The following is an 18,284-nucleotide window of genomic DNA, read 5'->3' as shown; positions in this document are numbered from 1 at the left end:
CGCGAGTGGGCGTTGGCCGGGAACACTTTCAGAGTGAAGAGCGACAGGACGTCGCAACGAGACGGTATTAACCTGTCACCCCAGCTCAACGCCCCTTCCTCCCTACTTGGCCGCTCATCCCTCGTCCGCTCGGTGAAAGCGCGAGGCTAATACTCCAGCCGTAAATCGCGATCTTCACGTTCGAGCGGCTTGCCGCCGGTAGTGGCTGGACTGGGATCGGGCCTGGTGGCGGCGTCGCCAGTCGGACCAGCGGAGCCGGTGGACCGGGTCAAAGGCGGGCCGGATGACGAGCGTGATGAACAGCCGTTGGATCTCGTTGCAGGTGAGCGGTACGAGGGCGTCTGGTGCGGGATCGCGGTCGGCTTCGTTCGCGCGGACGACGGCGAGGAAGGCGTGGGCGAGCATGGGCAGGGTGACCCAGCGAGACCAGGACGGGTAGCGGCGGACCTGGTGCTCGTCCAAGGCCGCCACGCCCTTGCCCTGGAAAAACTCCTCGACCCGCCACCTTGATCCAGCGACGCGCACCAGGGTGGTTAGCGGCACTGCGGCGGCCTGCGAGTAGCAGTGGTAGTACGCGAGTTCGCCGGTACTGCGGTTGCGGCGGATCAGCAACTGCCGGCTTCCGGGCCGGAGGTCGGTGAGGTCGATGACGGCCCAGTCGCAGAAGCGGTGGCCCTTGGCTCCGCTCCCTGCGGAAAGCTTCTGCCAGGCCCTCTTGGGCACCTTCCTGTCCGGCGTGTCCGCGCGGAACTTCCCGTCGCCTGCGGTGACTTCGTGCGAGCAGGCCACCGCGAGGACGTAGCCAGTGCCGCGTTCTTCCAGCGCGGCGCGTAGCGTCGGGTTGCCGCCGTGGACCTCGTCTCCCGCGACCCAGGCGGCCCGGTGGCCGGCGTCCAGGAATCGGGTGACCATGCGGGCGGCAAGCTGCGGTTTGGTCGCGAATTCGCTCTTGCCACCGAGTCCGACGGCCCGGCAGCGGTCGGGGTCCGAGGTCCCGGAAAGCGGAACGTACGGTTCCCGGTCTATCGCGGCGTGGTTCCCGGTCCACCGCGGTGTGTCCGCGGCGGCCGTGTAGACGAGATGGACGGCGACCTGCGCGTTCTCGATCCTGCCCGCGGTGCCGGTGTACTGGTGCCGGACACCGACGGTGTCGGGGCCCTTCTTCACGTCGCCGGTCTCGTCGACCACCAGAACCGCCTGATCGTCCCGCAGATGCTCCACCACGTAGGCCCGCACGTCGTCGCGGACCTGGTCGGCGTCCCACTTGGGCCGCCCGAGCAGGTGCTGCATGCCGTCCGGGGTGCTCTCTCCGGCCCACTCTGCCCGTGGACGCCGTCCTGGTCGCTCGATCCGGTCAGAACTGGATCTCGTCCGACGGCGTCCAGCTGATCGGGTAGTTGACGATCGGCCGGACGAACGTCGCGCCGGCCGCCTCCAACTCCTCGGCCGCGATGACGACCATCTCTTTCAGGTGGCTCATCTGCTGCGCGTGTTCCTCGGTGTCCCAGATGCTGACGTGCACCATCGAGCCCTGCGGCGAGATGGCCACGTAGTAGTGGACGAGGCCCGGCAACTGCTGGATGGCCGGGGTCAGGTACTCCGAGGAGCTCTTGTTCGCGGCGTCGACCTCGGCGAACCGGCCCGGGTCGAAGGTGGCGAGCGATATCCGGACAGACGTGGTCGCGGGCAGCCGCTCAGTCATGGCGAGTCCCTCCCCTGGATGAATTACGTTCCGATGCCATATCATAATGTAATGACTGATCCACACGTCAAGGCAGGCCGTCCGCGGAACCCCGACCTGGACCGGGCGCTCCTGGCCGCCGCCGCCCGCCAGCTCGGCGAACTCGGCTACGCCCGCATGTCATTGGATTCCGTGGCGACCGCCGCGGGCACCACCGTGCCCAGCCTCCGGCGCCGATACCGCACCAAGGCCGAGTTGGTCGCCGCGGTGATCGGTTCAGTGCGGGTCGAGGAGCCGCCCTGTGCCGCTCCGACCCCACGTGCCCATGTCCTGGCGATCCTGGAGAACTTCCACAGCAACCTGCGGGCCGTCCCTGCGATGTCGATCCTCGGCTCACTGCTCGCCGAGGAGGAACGGCACCCCGAACTGCTCGATCTGTTCAAACAGCGCATCGTCGAGTCGCGACGGACGCTGCTACGGCAGGCGTTGGCTGCCGGCAGTCTGCCCGACTCCGCCGATCTCGACGCGATCGTCAGCATGCTGATCGGCTCGTTCTACGGCCGCTACGTCACCGCTGACGGGATTCCCGACGACTGGCCGGAACGGGTGCTGAGCGTGGTGTGGCCACCCGCCACCGGTCCGGGTGCAGGCTGACGCGGCCCGCAGGCGTTCGAGGCGAGGTTGGGCAGTCGCGTCATGAAGGCCGTGGCACGCCGAAAGAGCGGACCAGCCATAGGAGGGCGGAGCTCAGCGAGATAAGGGACGCCCTCCGTCTCGGTGAACTCGGGTAGACGGAGAAGGAGCCGACGCCCGCGACGGCGTGGTCGATCTCGGGCGAGATGATCGACGCTGGCCACCAGCTGCCTCGGCGCCCCTCACCACCGAGATCACGATCTACGGCTGGAGTACGTTTGACCTGCCCGACACGAATGCGAACGTGGAGGCGTTCGGCCGTCCGTCGCGCTTCGGGTGTGGTGAACAGGACGTCGGCTACCCGCAGTTGCGCATGGTCGGTCTGGTGGAGTGCGGCACCCACGCTGTCTTCGACGCTGCGACCGCAGCTCTGCGCACCTGAGAGCAGGCTCTGGCCCGGGCGGTCCTGGTGTCCCTGCGGCCGGGGATACTAAGACCGTGTCCTACGTGGTGAGGCGGACGAGGCGTTCATAGCAGCAGAGGGCGGCGGCGAGTCCGAGAAAGGCCAGGTAGTTGCGGGGATGTCGCTCGTAGCGGGAACTGAGTCTGCGGTAGCCGGAAAGCCACGACATCACGCGCTCGATCACCCACCTGCGGCGCCCCAACCGTTTGCTGGACTCGATGCCTTTTCGCGCGATCCGGACTCCGATGCGCTTGCCGCGCAGCCATTTCCGCAGGCTGGCGTGGTCGTAGGCTTTGTCGGCGTGGAGGCGCTGGGGCTTGGAGTACCGGCCTCGGTGAGGGTCGTGTCTCGTTTGGTGACCCTCGACCATGGGCTTCAGTCCTTCGCTGCCGTGGACGTTGCCGGCCGAGATGCCGACGAGGAGGGGCAGTCCGTTCGCGTCCGACAGGACGTGCATCTTTGAACTCGGCCTACCCCGGTCCACGGGGCTCGGACCTGTGTGTTCGCCGCCTTTTTTAGCGCGGACGTGGGCGGTGTCGAGGACGGCGCGGGTGACGTCGATGAGGCCGGCGTCGTCGAGGCGGTGCAGCACGGCTTCGTGCAGGCGGCCCCAGACGCCGGCTCTCGACCAGATCAGGAACCGGCGATGAGCGGTCGACTTCGATATCCCGAAGCACGGCGGCAACGCTCGCCAGGCGCAGCCGCTGACCAGGACGTAGACGATGGCCGCGAACAGCGTCTCATCAGGAGTGTCCTGCGTTCCGCCGCCCTGCGGCCGCACCCTCGACGGCGGGATCAGCGGCTTCGCGATCTCCCACAGCTCGTCCGGAACAATCCAACTCCACGTACCCCGCCCCATGACCAGTCCAACGAATGATCACCACGTAGGACACGGTCTTAGGCTCGTCGACGCCCCAGTGCTGGCCGCGGAGGGCGAGAAGCTCCCGCTGCCGTCCATCGTCGTGATCGAGATCAAACGACCGATGCGTAACGACGCGTCGGAGGGCAAAGATCCGATCCAGCAATGCCTTGAGTATGTGAATCGCGTGCGTGCCGGCGGCGTGAAGACCGCATCGGGGCGGCCGATCCCCGCGACGCCGGAGCCACCCGCTTTCTGCTACGTCATCGCCGATCTCACGTCGACGATGGAGAATAGATGCAAGTACGCAGGCTTGCGTCCCACCCGCGACGGAATGGGCTACTTCGGTTTCAATGAGCCTCTTTCATCCTGAATAGTCGCAGGTCATGAGTGTGTGGATGGCTTGGACGGTGCGGCTGATGCGGCGGGTGGAGCAGCGTGCTCTGCGCATGATGCGCCAGGACTTGAGCCGGGCGAAGGCGCGTTCGCCGGGGGCCCGGAGCCGGGCGTGGTCGCGGTTGAACTGCTGGTAGTGCTCGGGCTGTTCGCTGTGGTGGTAGTACGGGGTGCGGAATGTGGCGCCGGCGCCCTGGTAGGCGGGGTCCGCCAGCACGAGGATCTGCCGGGTCAGGCAGGCCTGGACGATGCCGTGGGCGCGGGCCGAGGTCAGGTCGTGCGTGCGACCGGGTGTCGCGCGGGAGAACCACAGCGGTGTGCCGTCAGGGCGGGCGATGACCTGCACGTTCATGCCGTGCTTCTTGTGTTTCTGCGAGTAGTACGGCTGATCGGCGCGGACGCGGTCGGTGGGGATCAGCGTGCCGTCAACGATGACGTGGTCGCCCTCACCAAGGCCGGTGAGGGCTTCATGGAGGCCTGGGGCCCAGGAAGCCAGCACCTCCAGGGCTTCGTCCACGTAGCGCCAGGCGGTGGCCTGCGATATCGCGAACCCGGCGCCGAGCTGGGCGAACGTCTCGTTCTTGCGCAGGTGGACCAGCGTGAGCAGTGCCTGGTCGAAGCAGCGGAGCTTGCGCCAGCGGGTGTTACGTGCGCGGCGGTGCTCGTACAGCAGCCAGGCGACGTGCTCAACGAGCTCGTGCGGGACGTCGAGCGTGGCAGGATACGGAACCAACAGGGCCCCTTTGGTCGCCGGTGTGCTGAGTGGAATCACCACGCCAACGACGAGGGGCCCTGCCTCGTCACCACACCCACTGACCAGCCAATTTCACCCGCCAGCACAGGATGAAAGAGGTTCAATGAGTCGTACAAGGCCTACATCGAAGTGAAGAGCTTCGACCGTCTTGTCAACGCAGCCACCGAGCGGAACCGGGCGTTCTTCGACATATTGGAGCTCCCGTTCAGTTGATCGATGGGGCGATTTGAGTTCACGAAGCCTCATCACCGGTGGCCCACCTGGGACTTGCCGATCTACGGGCCGTTCCTGTCCACGCGCATCGGCTCGCCAGCGACCAGGCGTTCAGAGATGTCCTGTGCCTCCGGGAACGTCGACGACGTCAGCCGCAGCCCGGCGCCGTCAAGCGCGGTCGGGACACGCTCCGCCAGTTCCTCGTGGTGTCCGTCCGGAACCTCCGGGTGGTCAGGCCTGTTCGGCCAGCATGGTGAGGTGCTCCGCGATCTGGGCCACACGCGACTCGCGCTCGCTGCGCAAGCCATATGCGCCGGTGAGCGGCACATAATTTCCATCGGAGAGGATCGCGATGGGGAACTCCCACAGGGGACCCGTTGCCGGGAAAGCGCGCACCCGGACCAGGTCGTCCCACGACACGAACCGCGTGCGCCATGTCCCGTGACTGCGAATGCCTTCAGGGGACACCTGGAGCCGTGCCGTGGCGGTCCTCCACGTCAGCAATGCCCAGGCTGCCGCCAGGGCCCCGTACAGCCAGGGCCTGATCACCCCTGGCGAGCCCTGGATACCCCCCAAGCCGATCAGGGCCAGCATCTGAAAGATCAGCAATTGCAACGCTGTTACCCATGGAATCCTGATGGTCTCCCGCACATCCGCTGTGTACCGCCGCAGGCGACCTCCCGCAACAGACCGGACGAACGCTGCTGAGATTGAAGGAGAGCCAGACCCGCATGTCGTGGTCCTGTGAGACGAGGACCCGGCCCTGCGGGGGTGCGCAGGGAATCGCCGCGTCGGTCAGCGCCTGGATGACTTGGTCTCGTAGTTCGGCCGTGCTCCGCTGGTCGACTGCGCGTGTCGAGGCGTGGATCGCGGCACACAGAGCATCGGCGGAGGGGACTGCCGCGCTGACCGAGATGGTGAACGGTCCCAGGGTGACGGCCAGCGGTAGGCTCCACGGCCGGCCCTTGCGCACCGGATCCGCACCCTCACGCCGCAGCGCGATGACCAGCTTGCTCAACTGACGTGGGCTCAGCCCGGTGAACGGGGTTGTCCAAGACGGCTCCGACGCCGTGATCACACCAGCCACCGTAAGATCGTCTCACCTGCCGGGGAGGCAGTTGGCGAGCCAGTCCGCTTGTTCTGCACGATTGACGCCGCCATCGCCATCCACCACGTAGGCCAACGCCTCCACGAAGGTTGAGCCCAGGGGCCACAGCCAGTTCGGCCCCACAGCGACGACGCGCCCGCTTGCCGCGATATACGACCTGAACTGGACCGACCACATACCCAGAGGGCTGTAGTTCTCTGCGTACCGACGCCTCAGCGAGGATGCTTCCTCGGCGCTGTCGATGCAGGCGTCAACGGGCTCAATGTGCAGTGACGAGCCGGGGACGCGGACCGAGGAGCTCTTGATCGTCAGCTCACCGAACTCAGCCCAGACTCCGAGTGCCACGTCGCTGAGCTCGAACCCCGCGTCCGTCAGCTGCTGTCCCCAGCCCGCAGTGGCGATCTTGCGACCTGCTGTCCACCCAGCAAGCCCAAGCGCCTCCAGTACCGACGGATCGCAACCCATCACCGACTCACTGATGCGTTCTATGCGCCCTCCCCGTCCCCTCGATCGCGCATGGTGTCCTGAGTTTGCCGCACATCCCGGCCAGCAGACAGGGCTACCGGTCACGGAAGACACGCAGATCGTTTACGGGACAACGCTGAGGCAGAAATGAAGAGCAGTCGATCAGTTGCTGTGATTCGGGCTGCGCGAGCCTCGGAGCGTTTGACGAGCCGACCGCGCTCGACGCGGGCTCCGGCCCGCAGTGAACGACAGTGCCACCCCAAACACCAGGAGGATATTCGTGACCTTTACCGTCGGCCTCTTCGAACTGTTTGGCATCGCGATCCCGGGAGGAGTGCAGCTTGCGGTCCTCCTTTATGCCCTCGGCCGCCTGCATGTGGTCGACATCGGCGCCCTGGCTACGGCGCCGTCGGCGTTGCTGGTGGTCGGCGCCGTGGTGAGCAGCTATGTACTGGGCACTGTCACCACCCCCCTGAGCGCCGTCCTCGACAAGATCATGCCTCGTCGGCACCAGACTCCCGACGACGCCCGGCGTATTTTCCTTGCCGGCGTTCCCGACGCCCGGGACCGCGCTTTCATGTCCGCGGATCCCAACGTGTTGCTGGCCGCCGCCGAACTGCACAACAAACCGGTCGCCGGCGAGGTAGTACGTATGGAGGCGGTGGGGCTCATGCAACGCAACCTCGCTCTCTCGCTGACCATGGCAACAACCGCTGCGCTGGTCGAATTCGCCGTCGGCCCCCACCGGCTGGTGGCAGCCTGCTGCGTCCTGCTCCTGTCGACGGCCGTCGTCGGCACCATATGGAGAGAGAGGAAGACGCGACACTACCCGTGGCTGAAGACCCTGGAGATCTGCTTCTGGATCCCCGACATAGATACCCCCTTCGCCTCCGACCGCGATCGTCGCTGACTGGCGTGCAGTTGACTGTCCAACGCTCAGCCCGGCACCTGTAGCTCTTGGTCGTCATGGTGGTGTCATGTGGTCGCGGCGGCGGTGATGTTGTTCCAGCGTCGGCGGCAGGCTTGCGCGATGGACTGGTGACGGCGTCGCCAGGCGAACCAGTGCAGGACATGGTCGATGTCGCGAGCGGGACGGTCGTGCGCTGTGTGCGCTTAAGCCCCCAGCCGCTCGGGGGCAAACCGCTCGGGGAAGTCCTCGCGAAGATCCTGCTCGAACTTCCGGCCGATCATCGTGACCAAAGTGGACGTCCCCGTACTGGGTGCCCGGGCCCGGGAGTCCTGCCGCTGAGACGGCAGTTCGGGACTTCCGCGTCGGAAAGATCAGCCAAGGTGTTCCGGACGCTTGACTCGGCGGGCATGCGGCCCGATCCTCGTCCCAAGTATTGCGCGGGTCATGACAACCTCAACGGTCGGTCAACCGCGTCTTCCCGCCGACCGAGGGATGTGGGCCTTGACGCCGCTTCGACGCTCGTACCGCAGACGCAGGCACGCCACCATGCTGTCGCTGCTGCTCCTGGTACTGGCCATGGCCCTCGAGCCCACCCCGAGTTCGGCGGCCGGCAACGACTGGTGGATCCCGACCGCCCGCCCCGCCCCGGACGTTCAGATCAACGTCACCGGCGAACCCTTCACCGGCACCAACTCGGCAGGAGAAGTACAGGGGTTCGTCGACGCGCACAACCACCTCTTCGGCAACGAGGCCTTCGGCGGCCGGCTGATCTGCGGCAAGGTCTTCTCCGAGGCTGGTGTCGCCGACGCCCTGAAGGACTGCCCCGAGCACTACCCCGACGGCAGCCTCGCGCTCTTCGACTACATCACCCACGGGGGCGACGGAAAGCACGACCCGGTCGGCTGGCCGACCTTCAAGGACTGGCCCGCGTACGACTCGATGACCCACCAGGCCGACTACTACGCCTGGGTGGAGCGGGCCTGGCGCGGCGGACAGCGCGTGCTCGTCAACGACCTGGTCACCAACGGCATGATCTGCTCCATCTACCCCTTCAAGGACCGCAGTTGTGACGAGATGACCTCGATCCGGCTGCAGGCGAAGATGACCTACGCGCTCCAGGCGTACATCGACAAGATGTACGGCGGCACCGGCAAGGGCTGGTTCCGGATCGTCACCGACAGCGCGCAGGCGCGGCAGGTCGTCGAGGAGGGCAAACTCGCCGTCGTCCTCGGGGTCGAGACCTCCGAACCCTTCGGCTGCAAGCAGATCCTCGACATCCCACAGTGCAGCAAGCAGGACATCGACAAGGGACTCGACGAGCTCTACGCCCTCGGCGTCCGCTCCATGTTCCTCTGCCACAAGTTCGACAACGCGCTGTGCGGCGTCCGCTTCGACTCCGGCGGCCTCGGAACGGCCATCAACGTCGGCCAGTTCCTGTCCACCGGTACCTTCTGGCAGACCGAGAAGTGCACCGGCCCGCAGCACGACAACCCCATCGGGAGCGCCACGTCCGAGGCGGAGTCGGACCTGCCGGCCGGCGTGGACGTCCCCTCGTACGACTCGAACGCGCAGTGCAACAAGCGTGGCCTCACCGAACTCGGCGAGTATGCCGTGCGCGGCATGATGAAACGCAAGATGATGCTGGAGATCGACCACATGGGTGTCAAGGCCGTCGGCCAGGCGCTGGACATCCTGGAATCGGCGTCCTACCCCGGCGTGATCTCCTCGCACAGCTGGATGGACCTGAACTGGACCGAACGGGTCTACGCCCTCGGCGGCTTCGTCGCCCAGTACATGCACGGCTCCGAGGGCTTCGTCGCGGAAGCCGCCCGGACCAAGGCGCTGCGCGACAAGTACGGCGTGGGCTACGGCTACGGCACCGACTTCAACGGCATCGGCGACCATCCCGCCCCGCGGGGCGCGGACGCAGCGAACAAGGTGACGTACCCCTTCAAGAGCGTCGACGGCGGCTCCGTCATCGACCGGCAGACCTCCGGCGAGCGCACCTTCGACATCAACACCGACGGCGCGGCCCACGCCGGGATGATCCCCGACTGGATCGAGGACATCCGGCAGGTCGGCGGCCAGGACGTGGTGAACGACCTGTTCCGGGGCGCCGAGTCCTACCTGGACACCTGGCGGGCCACCGAACAGCACCAGGCCTCGGTGAACCTTGCCAAGGGGCAGCCGTCGACGGCCAGTTCGTCCGAGTCGAACCCGTTCACCAGCTACCAGCCGGGCCGAGCCGTCGACGGCGACGACGCCACCCGCTGGGCCAGCGACTGGAGCGACGACCAGTGGTGGCAGGTGGACCTGGGCTCCACCCACCTGGTCTCCCGGGTGACCTTGGACTGGGAGCGCGCGTACGGGAAGTCGTATCGCATCGAGCTCTCCACCGACGGCACGAACTGGCAGACCGCCTGGTCCACCACGAGCGGCGACGGCGGCCTGGACACGGCCCGGTTCACCGGGACTCCGGCCCGCTACGTCCGGGTCCACGGCCTCGATCGCGGAACAGACTGGGGGTACTCGCTGTACGAGATCGGGGTCCACAGCGCCTGAGCAGGGGCCGACGGACGGCACGCACGCCGTCCCCCACGCGCGACCGCCCCGACGAGCTCCGTCTCCGCACGGGCGGTCCGTCACGGCCCTCTCCTGGCACGCCTTGCGGAGCGGTCGCGCCGCACCCCGAGCCATTCCGGCGGACCGCGGCGATCTCCACCGGGGAGATCCACAACGATCCGCGGCCGGCCGGCCCCTTCGACAGCGATACGCCGGGGGCGCGGAGGCGTCACGAGGGCCCTCGGTCACCTGGTGCAGGCCGCGAGAACCTTTCCGGCCCGGTGCAGCGCCTCCTGGTGGCCGAAGAGCCCGGACGTGTTGAGGCTGCCCCGAAGCCACCGCGAGGGACCCCCGGTCGGCCGTCGCGGTGCGGGCTGGGGTGGTGGCGTGAGCGACACTCTGACCGTCGGTGTGCTGCTGTTCGACGATGTCGAGGAACTCGACGTGGTCGGCCCGTGGGAGGCTCTCGGATTCCGGGTGTCTCAAATCGCGTCAACTCCATTGTGCGTACTGGCCGTTGGGCCGGAGGCCGGAGTGGTGCGCGGTTCGAAGGGGCTGGGGCTCGTCGCCGACCACGCCGCGACCGATGTGCCGGCGTTCGATGTCCTCGTCCACCCCGGCGGCAACGGCACGCGCGTTCTGGTCAAGGATGCGGCGCACCTGGAGTGGCTGCGACGCCTTCATGCGCAGGGCACCGCGCCGGCGAGCGTGTGCTTCGGTTCGCTGGTGCTCGCCGCCGCCGGTCTGCTGGCGGGCCGCCCGGCGAGCACGCACCGGGACTACCTCGACAGGCTCGCGAAGATCGACCCGTCGGTCGATGTACGGACGCGAGAGTGGTATGTGGACGACGGCGTCGTCGTCACCAGCGCCGGGGTGTCGGCCGGCATCGACATGGCTCTGCATCTGGTCGCACGTTACGCGGGCGCGAGGCGAGCGAGTTGACCCGGGCCGGGATCCATACGAGGCCCCGGAGCCCGTGGCGGGTTCCAGGGCCTGACCGAGGGGTTCAGCGGGTGGCGGGCTCGGCGGCAGCCGGGTCGGCCTCGGCCACCGCCGACCCTGGCAAGAGAAGTCCGTACGCCGACAGTTGTCCAGGACGACATGAATCTCCTGTCCGCGGGCGGTTTCACCGCCTTCTTCAAGAGGCCAGGAAATTCTTGCCGTTCCGACTCGGCTTGCACTCGCCGATCACTTCGCCCGTGCCGACGTTGATCGCGGCGAAGAAGTTCGTGGTGCCGTGCCGGACGTAGTCGTGGGTGCGTTTTTCGGTGGCTGCGAAGGTAACGGGCAGCACCGGCTGAGTCCGGTCCAGGGCCTGGATCTGCGTCCTCTCGTCGATCGAAAGCACGACTGCCCCGCCCGGCGGGGCAGTCGGTAGAGGCCGACGACGTCGGCGACCTTGTCCGCGAACGGCCAGGGACCGGCCCCCTTCGCTATGCCTGTGCTGTGTTTGATCGCAGGTGCTCGCGGAGCCAGTGCTCGGTGTTGCTGACGTGCAGCAGGGCCGCGGCCTGGCTCACCGCGGCGTCGCGGGTGCAGAGGGCGTTGTAGATCGCCTCGTGCTCGGCGAGAGTCCGCCCGGCGGACTGGTCGTCCAACTGGCCCCGCCAGATCCGGGCACGCAGAGTACGGCCCGAGATGCCCTCGAGCAGGGTGAGCAGGCTTTCGTTGCCGGTGGCCGCCACGACCGAGCGGTGGAAGGCGGCGTCATGGATGTTGAGCCGTTCCACGTCGTCGCTCGCGTCCCGCATCGCATCCAAGTGGCCCTTGACTTCAGCCAGTTGGGCGTCGGTGATTCTGGCGGCGGCCAGTCCGGTGGCGAGCGGTTCGAGCAGCCGCCGGACCTCCATGAGATCCAGCAGGGCGCCCGAGTCGCTCTGGAGGAGCTCCACGGCGCTACCGAGCCCCTCGAGCAGCAGGCTGGGCTGGAGACTGGTCACGTAGGTGCCGTCGCCGCGCCGTACCTCGAGCACCCGGGCCACGGCCAGTGTCTTGACCGCCTCGCGGGCGAGGTTGCGGGAGAGACCCAGCTGCGCGGCGAGCTCAGGCTCCGCGGGCAGCTTCGCGCCCGGCGGCAGTGCGCCGGAGCGGATGAGCTCACGGATCTGCCCGATGGCCCTGTCTGTCAGGGACAACGTGAACTCCTTCCGTGAGCACGCGGTGTGGTCCGGTGCACGAGTGACCGGGGCGGCGCGTCGAGTGTGGCGCCGATGATACCGGGGCGGCCACGGAAGGTCCGCCGTCGGTGTGTGCCGCCGCCACCTGGTGCGTGCGGGACGTCGATGAAGCACTTTCCGGCTCGGAAACATTGTATGTTTACCGGTGCGCAAATGTCATAGACAGCCTATATCACCTCAAAAGGGCAGTTGAAATCCTGTTTTCATCCCTGCACGCCCGTTGACATGGCGAGGACACATGGCGGACCTTCTTCCGTAACGATCGGCGCGACGGGTGGTGGCCGTCGAGCCGGTCCCACCTCTCCCGTCTGCCTTCGTCCGTCACAGGGATGGCCCATGCCCAGTTCGATCAACAGACGTCAGTTCCTGGCCGGTGCCACCTGCGTGGCCGCCGCAGCCGTCACGGGGGGAGTGTTCGGCGCCGGCACCGCGCAGGCCGCCCCCAGCACCTACACACCCGCATGGAGTTCGGTGAACCAGCACCCGCCCGCCCCGGAGTGGTTCCAGGACGCCAAGTTCGGCATCTACTTCCACTGGGGTGTCTTCAGCGTCCCCGCGTACGACAGCGAGTGGTACCCCCGCAACATGTACATCGCCGGGAGCAACGCCAACACACACCACATCGCGACCTACGGCGACCCCTCGGTGTGGCCCTACCACAACTTCATCAACGGAGCGAACGACAAGGCGGGCCACTTCACCCAGTTCGCACCCAAACTCAAGTCCGCCGGCGGGAACTTCGACCCCGACGAGTGGGCCCAGCTGTTCGTCGACGCCGGGGCGAAGTTCGCGGGACCCGTCGCGGAACACCACGACGGATTCTCCATGTGGGACTCGCAGGTCAACGAGTGGAACTCGGTCGCCAAGGGCCCCAAGCTCAACCTGCTGAAGCTGTTCACCACGGCGATCCGGGCGAAGAACCTGAAGCTGCTGGTGGCGATGCACCACGCGTACAACTTCAACGGGTACTACGAACACGTGCCCGCCCAGACCGACCCCAGCCTGAAGAAGCTCTACGGACAGCTGGGCTCCACCGCCGAGAACCAGCTCTGGTACGACAAGCTCAAGGAAGTCATCGACCGCGCCCAACCGGACATCCTCTGGGAGGACTTCGACCTGAACAAGGTCGACGAGACCCAGCGCCTGAACTTCCTGTCGTACTACTACAACCAGGCCAACTCCTGGGGCAAAGAGGTCGTCGCCACCTACAAGGACGGCTTCAACAGCCACGGCGAGGTCTTCGACTACGAGCGCGGCGGCCCGGCCGACCTGACCGCGCCCTACTGGCTCACCGACGACAGCATCTCCAGCTCCAGCTGGTGCTACACGCAGGGCATCGGCTACTACAGCACCCAGCAGATGCTGCACTCCCTGATCGACCGGGTCAGCAAGAACGGCAACATGCTGCTGAACATCGCGCCGATGGCCGACGGCACGATCCCCCAGGGTCAGAAGGACGTGCTGCTCGGCATCGGCGACTACCTGAAGCGCTTCGGGGAGTCGATGTACGAGACCCGTGCCTGGACGCAGTACGGCGAGGGCCCCACCCGCATGGGCGGCGGCGCGTTCACCGCCCCGCTCGTCGGCACCGCGCAGGACATCCGCTTCACCCGCAGCAAGGGCAACACGGTGCTGTACGCCACCGTTCTCGGCTGGCCTGGCAGTTCACTGAAGATCAAGACGCTCGGCTCGGACCGCATCAACCTCTCCTCGCTCACGTCGGTGAAGCTGCTCGACTCGACCGCCGGCACCTACATCAACCTCGCCGCACCGACGCAGGACCCCTCCGGACTGACCGTGACGCTGCCCTCCTCGGCGCCGTACACCGCGGGCGCCTACGTCCTCAAGCTCAGCTTCTCCGGCCAGATCCCCCCGCTGCGGCCGGCGGTCGGTGCCGTGGTCTACCAGGACGTCAACTACTCCGCGAACTACGCGGTGCTCGACCCCGGCACCTACACGGCCGAGCAGTTGCAGCTGGCCGGGCTCGACGCCCAGAGCATCTCCTCCCTGAGGCCGGCGGCCGGGAACCAGATCGTCGCCTACAGCGGTGACAACTTCACCGGCACCTCCTGGACCTTCACCGCCGACAACCCCGACCTCAGGGTCACCGGCCAGAACGACCAGATCACGTCCCTGAAGGTGCAATTCAATCCGGCCGTCTACTTCCGCATCACCAACGTCACCGACGGTCTGGCCCTGGACAGCGGGGGAAACGTCGCGTCGGGATCCAACCTCAAGCAGTACACCTGGGACGGCAGCCCCAACCTCCAGTGGCAGCTCGTGGAGGTCGGCGGCGGCTACTACAAGCTGGTCAACCGCACCAACGGCATGGTCGCCGACGGCTGGGGCGCCACGTCCAACGGCTCCCCGGTCCAGCAAGCGGCGTGGAACGGCAGCAACAACCAGCAGTGGACGGTCACCCACCGCGGCGAGGGCATGTGCACCATCGCCAACCGGGCCACCGGCCTCGTCCTGGACGGCGGCGGGAACGTGGCCTCCGGCTCCGTCACCAAGCAGTGGGGCTACGGCAGCAGCACCAACCTGCTGTGGACTTTCACCGCCCAGTGACACGGGCGTGAAGGCGGCGAACCGAGGGACTGCCCGGACGGAGAACCGTCCGGGCAGTCCCTCTCCCACTGTTGCGGCGGTGCGGACGCCGCGGCCTCATTCGAGGGGTCCAGTCACCGGCAAGGCCTCCGTGGACTTCAGGTGCTCCCGCAGCCACTGCTCGGTGCTGTTGACGTGCACCAGGGCCGCGGCATGGCACAGCACGGCGTCACGGGTGGCCAGTGCGGCGTAGATCCCCTCGTGTTCCGCCAGGGTACGGGCCGCCGCGCGGGTGTCCACCAGACCACGCCAGATCCGAGCCCGCAGGGTGCGGCCCGAGATGCCTTCCAGCAGGGTGATCAGCGTTTCGTTGCCGGTGACGTCCACGATGGCGCGGTGGAACGCCACATCGTGCGCGTTGAGACGCTCGACGTCGTCGCGCGCCTCGCGCATGGCGTCCAGATGCCGCTTCACCTCCGCCAGTCTTTCGTCCGAAAGCCTGGCGACGGCCAGGGCGGTGGCGGCGGGCTCGAGCAGACGCCGCACCTCCATGAGGTCCAGTACGGCACCGGGATCGCCCTGGAGCAATTCCACCGCGCCGCCGAGGCCCTCGAGCAGCAGGCTCGGCTGCAGGCTGGTGACATATGTGCCGTCGCCCCGTCTGATCTCCAGCACGCGCGCCACGGACAGCGCCTTCACCGCCTCGCGTGCGAGGTTGCGGGAGAGCCCGAGCTGGGCGGCCAGCTCGGGCTCGGGGGGCAGCTTCGCGCCCGGAGGCAGGACCCCGGAGGCGATGAGTTGGCGGATCTGGGCAATCGCCTTGTCAGTCAGGGACACGGCTGACTCCGCTCGTCGGGTGCGAAGGGGGTTTCGGCGCGGAGGAGCCCTTGGTCGCGCAGGTCGTGCCAGAGCTCCTGGGGGATGAACTGCTGGTGCAGCCGCGCGTTGCGCCGGACTTGGCCGGGGTCGCGCATGCCGAGGGTGACGTTGATGACGGCGGGGTGTGTGCGGGGGAAGGCGATGGCGGCGGCGGGCAGGGTGGTGCCGTACCGCTCGCAGACATCGGCGATGGCCATGGCCCGCTGCACCAGGTCGGGCGGGGCGGCTTGGTAGTCGTATTTCATGCCTTCGGTGGGCCGGTTGTGGGAGAGGAGGCCGGAGTTGAAGATGCCGGCGGCGACGACGGCTTTGCCGTGTTCTTGTGCGGTGGGCAGGACGTCGTCGAGGGCGGACTGGTCGAGGAGCGTGTAGCGGCCGGCGAGCATGACCAGGTCGGCGGCGGTTTCGCGCAGGAAGCGGGCGAGCAGGGCGGACTGGTTCATGCCCGCGCCGATCGCCCCGATCACGCCCTGCGCGCGCAGCTCGGCGAGGGCGGGCATGGCCTCGTCGGCGGCTTGTTGCCAGTGGTCGTCGGGGTCGTGGAGGTAGACGATGTCGAGGCGGTCCAGGCCGGTGCGCTCCAGCGTGTCCTCGAGGGAGCGCAGCACGCCGTCGCGGCTGAAGTCCCACTGCCGGCGCAGGTCGTCGCGGACGACGAACCCCTCGTCGTCGACGCCCCGCGGGTGTTCGTTGCGGATGAGGAGGCGGCCCACCTTGGACGAGACGACGTACTGCTCGCGGGGCCGGTCGCGCAGGGCGGCGCCGAGGCGGCGTTCGGAGAGGCCGAGGCCGTAATGCGGGGCGGTGTCGTAGTAGCGGATGCCCGCGTCCCAGGCGGCGTCGACGGCGGCGGAGGCGACATGGGCGTCGGTCACCCGGTAGAGGTTGCCGATCACCGATGCGCCGAAGCCCAGTTCGGTGACCTCTACGGGGGTGTGAGGGATCGTGCGGCGGCGCAAGATGTGCTCCTGGGAGGGGTGGTTCAGCGTCGGACGTGTGCCGTGGCGCCTGTGATGAGCGCTTCGACCTCGGTGAGGGTGGCCATGGAGACGTCGCCGGGAGTCGTCATGACCAGGGCGCCGTGGGCCGTGCCGTAGGCGAGGGCGCGTTCCAGGGAGTGCCCGGTGAGCAGGCCGTGGATGAGTCCGGCGGCGAAGCCGTCGCCGGAGCCGATGCGGTCCAGAACGTGCAGACCGGGCATGACGGGGCCGCTCACCAGCCCGGTCTCCCGTGACCAGGCCAGCGAGGTCCAGTCGTTGACCCCGGCCGAGGGCACTGTGCGCAGGGTCGTCGCCAGTACTGCCGCCTGCGGCAACTGGGACGCGATCGTGGTGAGCGCGTCGGGTACCTCGTCGTCGGACAGCCGCAGGGCGCCCGGGTGCGGCCCCGCGAGTCCGAGCGCACCCACGACGACGTCGGCGTGCCGGGCCAGCCGGAGGTCGGTCTCCCGGGCGCGTTCCGGTCCGCCCCGGCCGTCCCAGAGGCTGGGGCGGTAGTTGGGGTCGTAGGAGACGGTGACGCCGTGTCGGCGGGCGGCGGCCATGGCCTCGTCGGCGACGTCGGCGGTGGTGTCGGACAGCCCGGCGAAGATGCCGCCGGTGTGGAACCAGCGCGCCCCGGCCGAGAACACCGTGTCCCAGTCGACGTCCCCCTTGCGCAGCTGGGAGACGGCCGTGTTCGCGCGGTCGCTGACACCCAGCGCGCCGCGGATGCCGAAGCCCCGCTCGACGAAGTTGAGACCGTTGCGAGCGGTGCGGCCCATGCCGTCCGCCGCGGCCCAGCGGATGTGTGAGGTGTCGACGCCGCCCTGGAGGATCAGGTCCTCCACCAGGCGTCCGACCGCGTTGTCCGCCAGGGCGGTGACGACGGAGGTGCGCAGTCCGAAGCAGCGGCGCAGTCCGCGTACGACGTTGTACTCGCCGCCGCCCTCCCACACCTGGAAGCTGCGCGCGGTGCGGATGCGGCCCTCACCGGGGTCGAAGCGCAGCATCACCTCGCCCAGGGCGATCACGTCGGCCACGGCACGCTCTGCTCCACCGCGTCGGCGGTCAGCCGGCGGATCTCGTCGTACGCGCCGTTCGCCAGGAGGGCGGGGGTGGCCATCCAACTGCCCCCGACCGCGAGGACGGACGGCTCGGCGAGGTAGCCGGGCAGGGCGGCGGCGTCGATCCCTCCGGTCGGCACGAACCGAGTCCCGGGGAAGGGTGCCGCGAGCGCCCGTAGCGTGGCCGGGCCGCCGAGTGGCTCGGCGGGGAAGAGTTTGACGGTGTCGAGGCCCGCCTTCAGGACGCGCATCAGCTCGGTGGCGGTGGCGATGCCGGGCACCACGGGCATGCCCAGCTCGCGGCACTTGTCGACGACCTCCTCGTCGAAGCCGGGCGACACGACGAAACGGGCGCCGGCCGCGACCGCCCGCTCCGCCTGCTCGGGGGTGAGGACCGTGCCGGCGCCGACGGCCAGTCCGCCGTGCGCCGCCATCGCCTTGAGCACCTGTTCGGCGTCCGGCGTGCGGAAGGTGACCTCCGCGCAGCGGGCGCCGCCCGCCGGGCGGGGGGGGGGCCGGGGGGCGGCCCCCCGGGGGGGCCGCCCCGGGGGGCCCGGGCGGGGGCGCCGCCCCCCCCCGGAGGTGGGCCCGCC

The 18,284-nt window shown here is 68.2% G+C and carries 18 protein-coding genes and 2 pseudogenes; 7 read left to right on the top strand and 13 right to left on the bottom strand.

The features are described from left to right. Positions 1-174: 174 nt before the first annotated feature. Positions 175-1,323: pseudogene (locus ACFXC1_RS46130) on the bottom strand (IS701 family transposase); the annotation flags it as partial. A gap of 31 nt (positions 1,324-1,354) precedes the next feature. Continuing rightward, positions 1,355-1,702 carry a hypothetical protein gene (locus ACFXC1_RS46125; RefSeq protein WP_381255042.1) on the bottom strand — a complete coding sequence of 116 codons (348 nt, stop codon included), beginning with the start codon at positions 1,700-1,702 and terminating at the stop codon, positions 1,355-1,357. A gap of 51 nt (positions 1,703-1,753) precedes the next feature. On the opposite strand from ACFXC1_RS46125, the gene ACFXC1_RS46120 reads away from it, so the two are divergent. Together ACFXC1_RS46120 and ACFXC1_RS46115 are read left to right on the top strand one after the other, a co-directional pair. Continuing rightward, entirely contained in the window at positions 1,754-2,335 is a 582-nt protein-coding gene (locus tag ACFXC1_RS46120; protein WP_381255040.1) for a TetR/AcrR family transcriptional regulator, read from the top strand. Positions 2,336-2,501: 166 nt separating this feature from the next. Continuing rightward, positions 2,502-2,756: a hypothetical protein gene (locus tag ACFXC1_RS46115; RefSeq protein WP_381255038.1), complete on the top strand. Its 255-nt coding sequence runs from the start codon at positions 2,502-2,504 to the stop codon at positions 2,754-2,756. 61 nt (positions 2,757-2,817) lie between these two features. On the opposite strand, the gene ACFXC1_RS46110 is transcribed toward ACFXC1_RS46115, so the two are convergent. Then, positions 2,818-3,636 carry an IS5 family transposase gene (locus ACFXC1_RS46110; protein WP_381255036.1) on the bottom strand — a complete coding sequence of 273 codons (819 nt, stop codon included), beginning with the start codon at positions 3,634-3,636 and terminating at the stop codon, positions 2,818-2,820. A gap of 58 nt (positions 3,637-3,694) precedes the next feature. Here ACFXC1_RS46110 and ACFXC1_RS46105 point away from each other — a divergent pair, with 58 nt between their 5' ends. Next, positions 3,695-4,009: a hypothetical protein gene (locus ACFXC1_RS46105; RefSeq protein ID WP_381255034.1), complete on the top strand. Its 315-nt coding sequence runs from the start codon at positions 3,695-3,697 to the stop codon at positions 4,007-4,009. On the opposite strand, the gene ACFXC1_RS46100 is transcribed toward ACFXC1_RS46105, so the two are convergent. The 4 genes and pseudogenes from ACFXC1_RS46100 to ACFXC1_RS46085 all read right to left on the bottom strand — a co-directional run bounded on the left by ACFXC1_RS46100 (position 4,001) and on the right by ACFXC1_RS46085 (position 6,572). Next, a complete protein-coding gene (locus ACFXC1_RS46100; protein WP_381255032.1) occupies positions 4,001-4,807 on the bottom strand; it encodes an IS5 family transposase in 807 nt (268 codons plus the stop codon). The genes ACFXC1_RS46105 and ACFXC1_RS46100 overlap by 9 nt on opposite strands. Positions 4,808-5,230: 423 nt before the next feature. Continuing rightward, positions 5,231-5,650 (bottom strand): PH domain-containing protein, encoded by a 420-nt coding sequence (locus ACFXC1_RS46095; RefSeq protein ID WP_381255031.1) that lies wholly within the window; start codon positions 5,648-5,650, stop codon positions 5,231-5,233. Between the two features lie 289 nt (positions 5,651-5,939). Next, positions 5,940-6,086: pseudogene (locus ACFXC1_RS46090) on the bottom strand (IS5/IS1182 family transposase); the annotation flags it as partial. A 12-nt stretch (positions 6,087-6,098) separates the two neighbouring features. Continuing rightward, positions 6,099-6,572, bottom strand: a complete 474-nt coding sequence (locus ACFXC1_RS46085; protein WP_381255029.1) for an SUKH-3 domain-containing protein — start codon at positions 6,570-6,572, stop codon at positions 6,099-6,101. Positions 6,573-6,852: 280 nt separating this feature from the next. On the opposite strand from ACFXC1_RS46085, the gene ACFXC1_RS46080 reads away from it, so the two are divergent. From ACFXC1_RS46080 to ACFXC1_RS46070, 3 genes are all read left to right on the top strand, one after another. Further along, entirely contained in the window at positions 6,853-7,482 is a 630-nt protein-coding gene (locus ACFXC1_RS46080; RefSeq protein ID WP_381255027.1) for a hypothetical protein, read from the top strand. A 546-nt stretch (positions 7,483-8,028) separates the two neighbouring features. Next, positions 8,029-10,044 carry a galactose-binding domain-containing protein gene (locus ACFXC1_RS46075; RefSeq protein WP_381255052.1) on the top strand — a complete coding sequence of 672 codons (2,016 nt, stop codon included), beginning with the start codon at positions 8,029-8,031 and terminating at the stop codon, positions 10,042-10,044. 387 nt (positions 10,045-10,431) lie between these two features. Beyond that, a complete protein-coding gene (locus tag ACFXC1_RS46070; RefSeq protein WP_381255025.1) occupies positions 10,432-10,986 on the top strand; it encodes a DJ-1/PfpI family protein in 555 nt (184 codons plus the stop codon). 196 nt (positions 10,987-11,182) lie between these two features. Here the strand turns inward: ACFXC1_RS46070 and ACFXC1_RS46065 are convergent, their stop codons facing one another. Both ACFXC1_RS46065 and ACFXC1_RS46060 read right to left on the bottom strand, forming a co-directional pair. After that, complete coding sequence (locus ACFXC1_RS46065) at positions 11,183-11,392, bottom strand: hypothetical protein (protein WP_381255023.1); 210 nt, start codon at positions 11,390-11,392, stop codon at positions 11,183-11,185. A gap of 85 nt (positions 11,393-11,477) precedes the next feature. Then, positions 11,478-12,179: a FadR/GntR family transcriptional regulator gene (locus ACFXC1_RS46060; protein WP_381255021.1), complete on the bottom strand. Its 702-nt coding sequence runs from the start codon at positions 12,177-12,179 to the stop codon at positions 11,478-11,480. A 378-nt stretch (positions 12,180-12,557) separates the two neighbouring features. Here ACFXC1_RS46060 and ACFXC1_RS46055 point away from each other — a divergent pair, with 378 nt between their 5' ends. Further along, on the top strand, positions 12,558-14,789 hold the full coding sequence (locus ACFXC1_RS46055; RefSeq protein WP_381255019.1) for an alpha-L-fucosidase: 2,232 nt from the start codon (positions 12,558-12,560) through the stop codon (positions 14,787-14,789). Between the two features lie 96 nt (positions 14,790-14,885). On the opposite strand, the gene ACFXC1_RS46050 is transcribed toward ACFXC1_RS46055, so the two are convergent. From ACFXC1_RS46050 to ACFXC1_RS46035, 4 genes are read right to left on the bottom strand one after another with little or no spacing between them, the layout of a single operon-like run. Further along, positions 14,886-15,605 (bottom strand): FadR/GntR family transcriptional regulator, encoded by a 720-nt coding sequence (locus tag ACFXC1_RS46050; protein WP_381255017.1) that lies wholly within the window; start codon positions 15,603-15,605, stop codon positions 14,886-14,888. Next, positions 15,596-16,606, bottom strand: coding sequence for an aldo/keto reductase (locus ACFXC1_RS46045; RefSeq protein WP_381255015.1), 1,011 nt, complete (start codon positions 16,604-16,606; stop codon positions 15,596-15,598). Before ACFXC1_RS46045 ends, ACFXC1_RS46050 begins: the two co-directional genes overlap by 10 nt. A 23-nt stretch (positions 16,607-16,629) precedes the next feature. Next, positions 16,630-17,667, bottom strand: a complete 1,038-nt coding sequence (locus tag ACFXC1_RS46040; protein ID WP_381255013.1) for a sugar kinase — start codon at positions 17,665-17,667, stop codon at positions 16,630-16,632. Then, positions 17,655-18,137, bottom strand: a complete 483-nt coding sequence (locus ACFXC1_RS46035; RefSeq protein ID WP_381255011.1) for a bifunctional 4-hydroxy-2-oxoglutarate aldolase/2-dehydro-3-deoxy-phosphogluconate aldolase — start codon at positions 18,135-18,137, stop codon at positions 17,655-17,657. The genes ACFXC1_RS46040 and ACFXC1_RS46035 overlap by 13 nt, the downstream gene beginning before the upstream one ends. Between the last annotated feature and the right edge of the window lie 147 nt (positions 18,138-18,284).

The sequence above is a fragment of the Streptomyces hokutonensis genome (genome assembly GCF_042751305.1).
GTDB lineage: Bacteria > Actinomycetota > Actinomycetes > Streptomycetales > Streptomycetaceae > Streptomyces > Streptomyces hokutonensis_A.
Note: the sequence above shows the minus strand (reverse complement) of the source record. Positions and strands in the feature narration are given on the sequence as shown.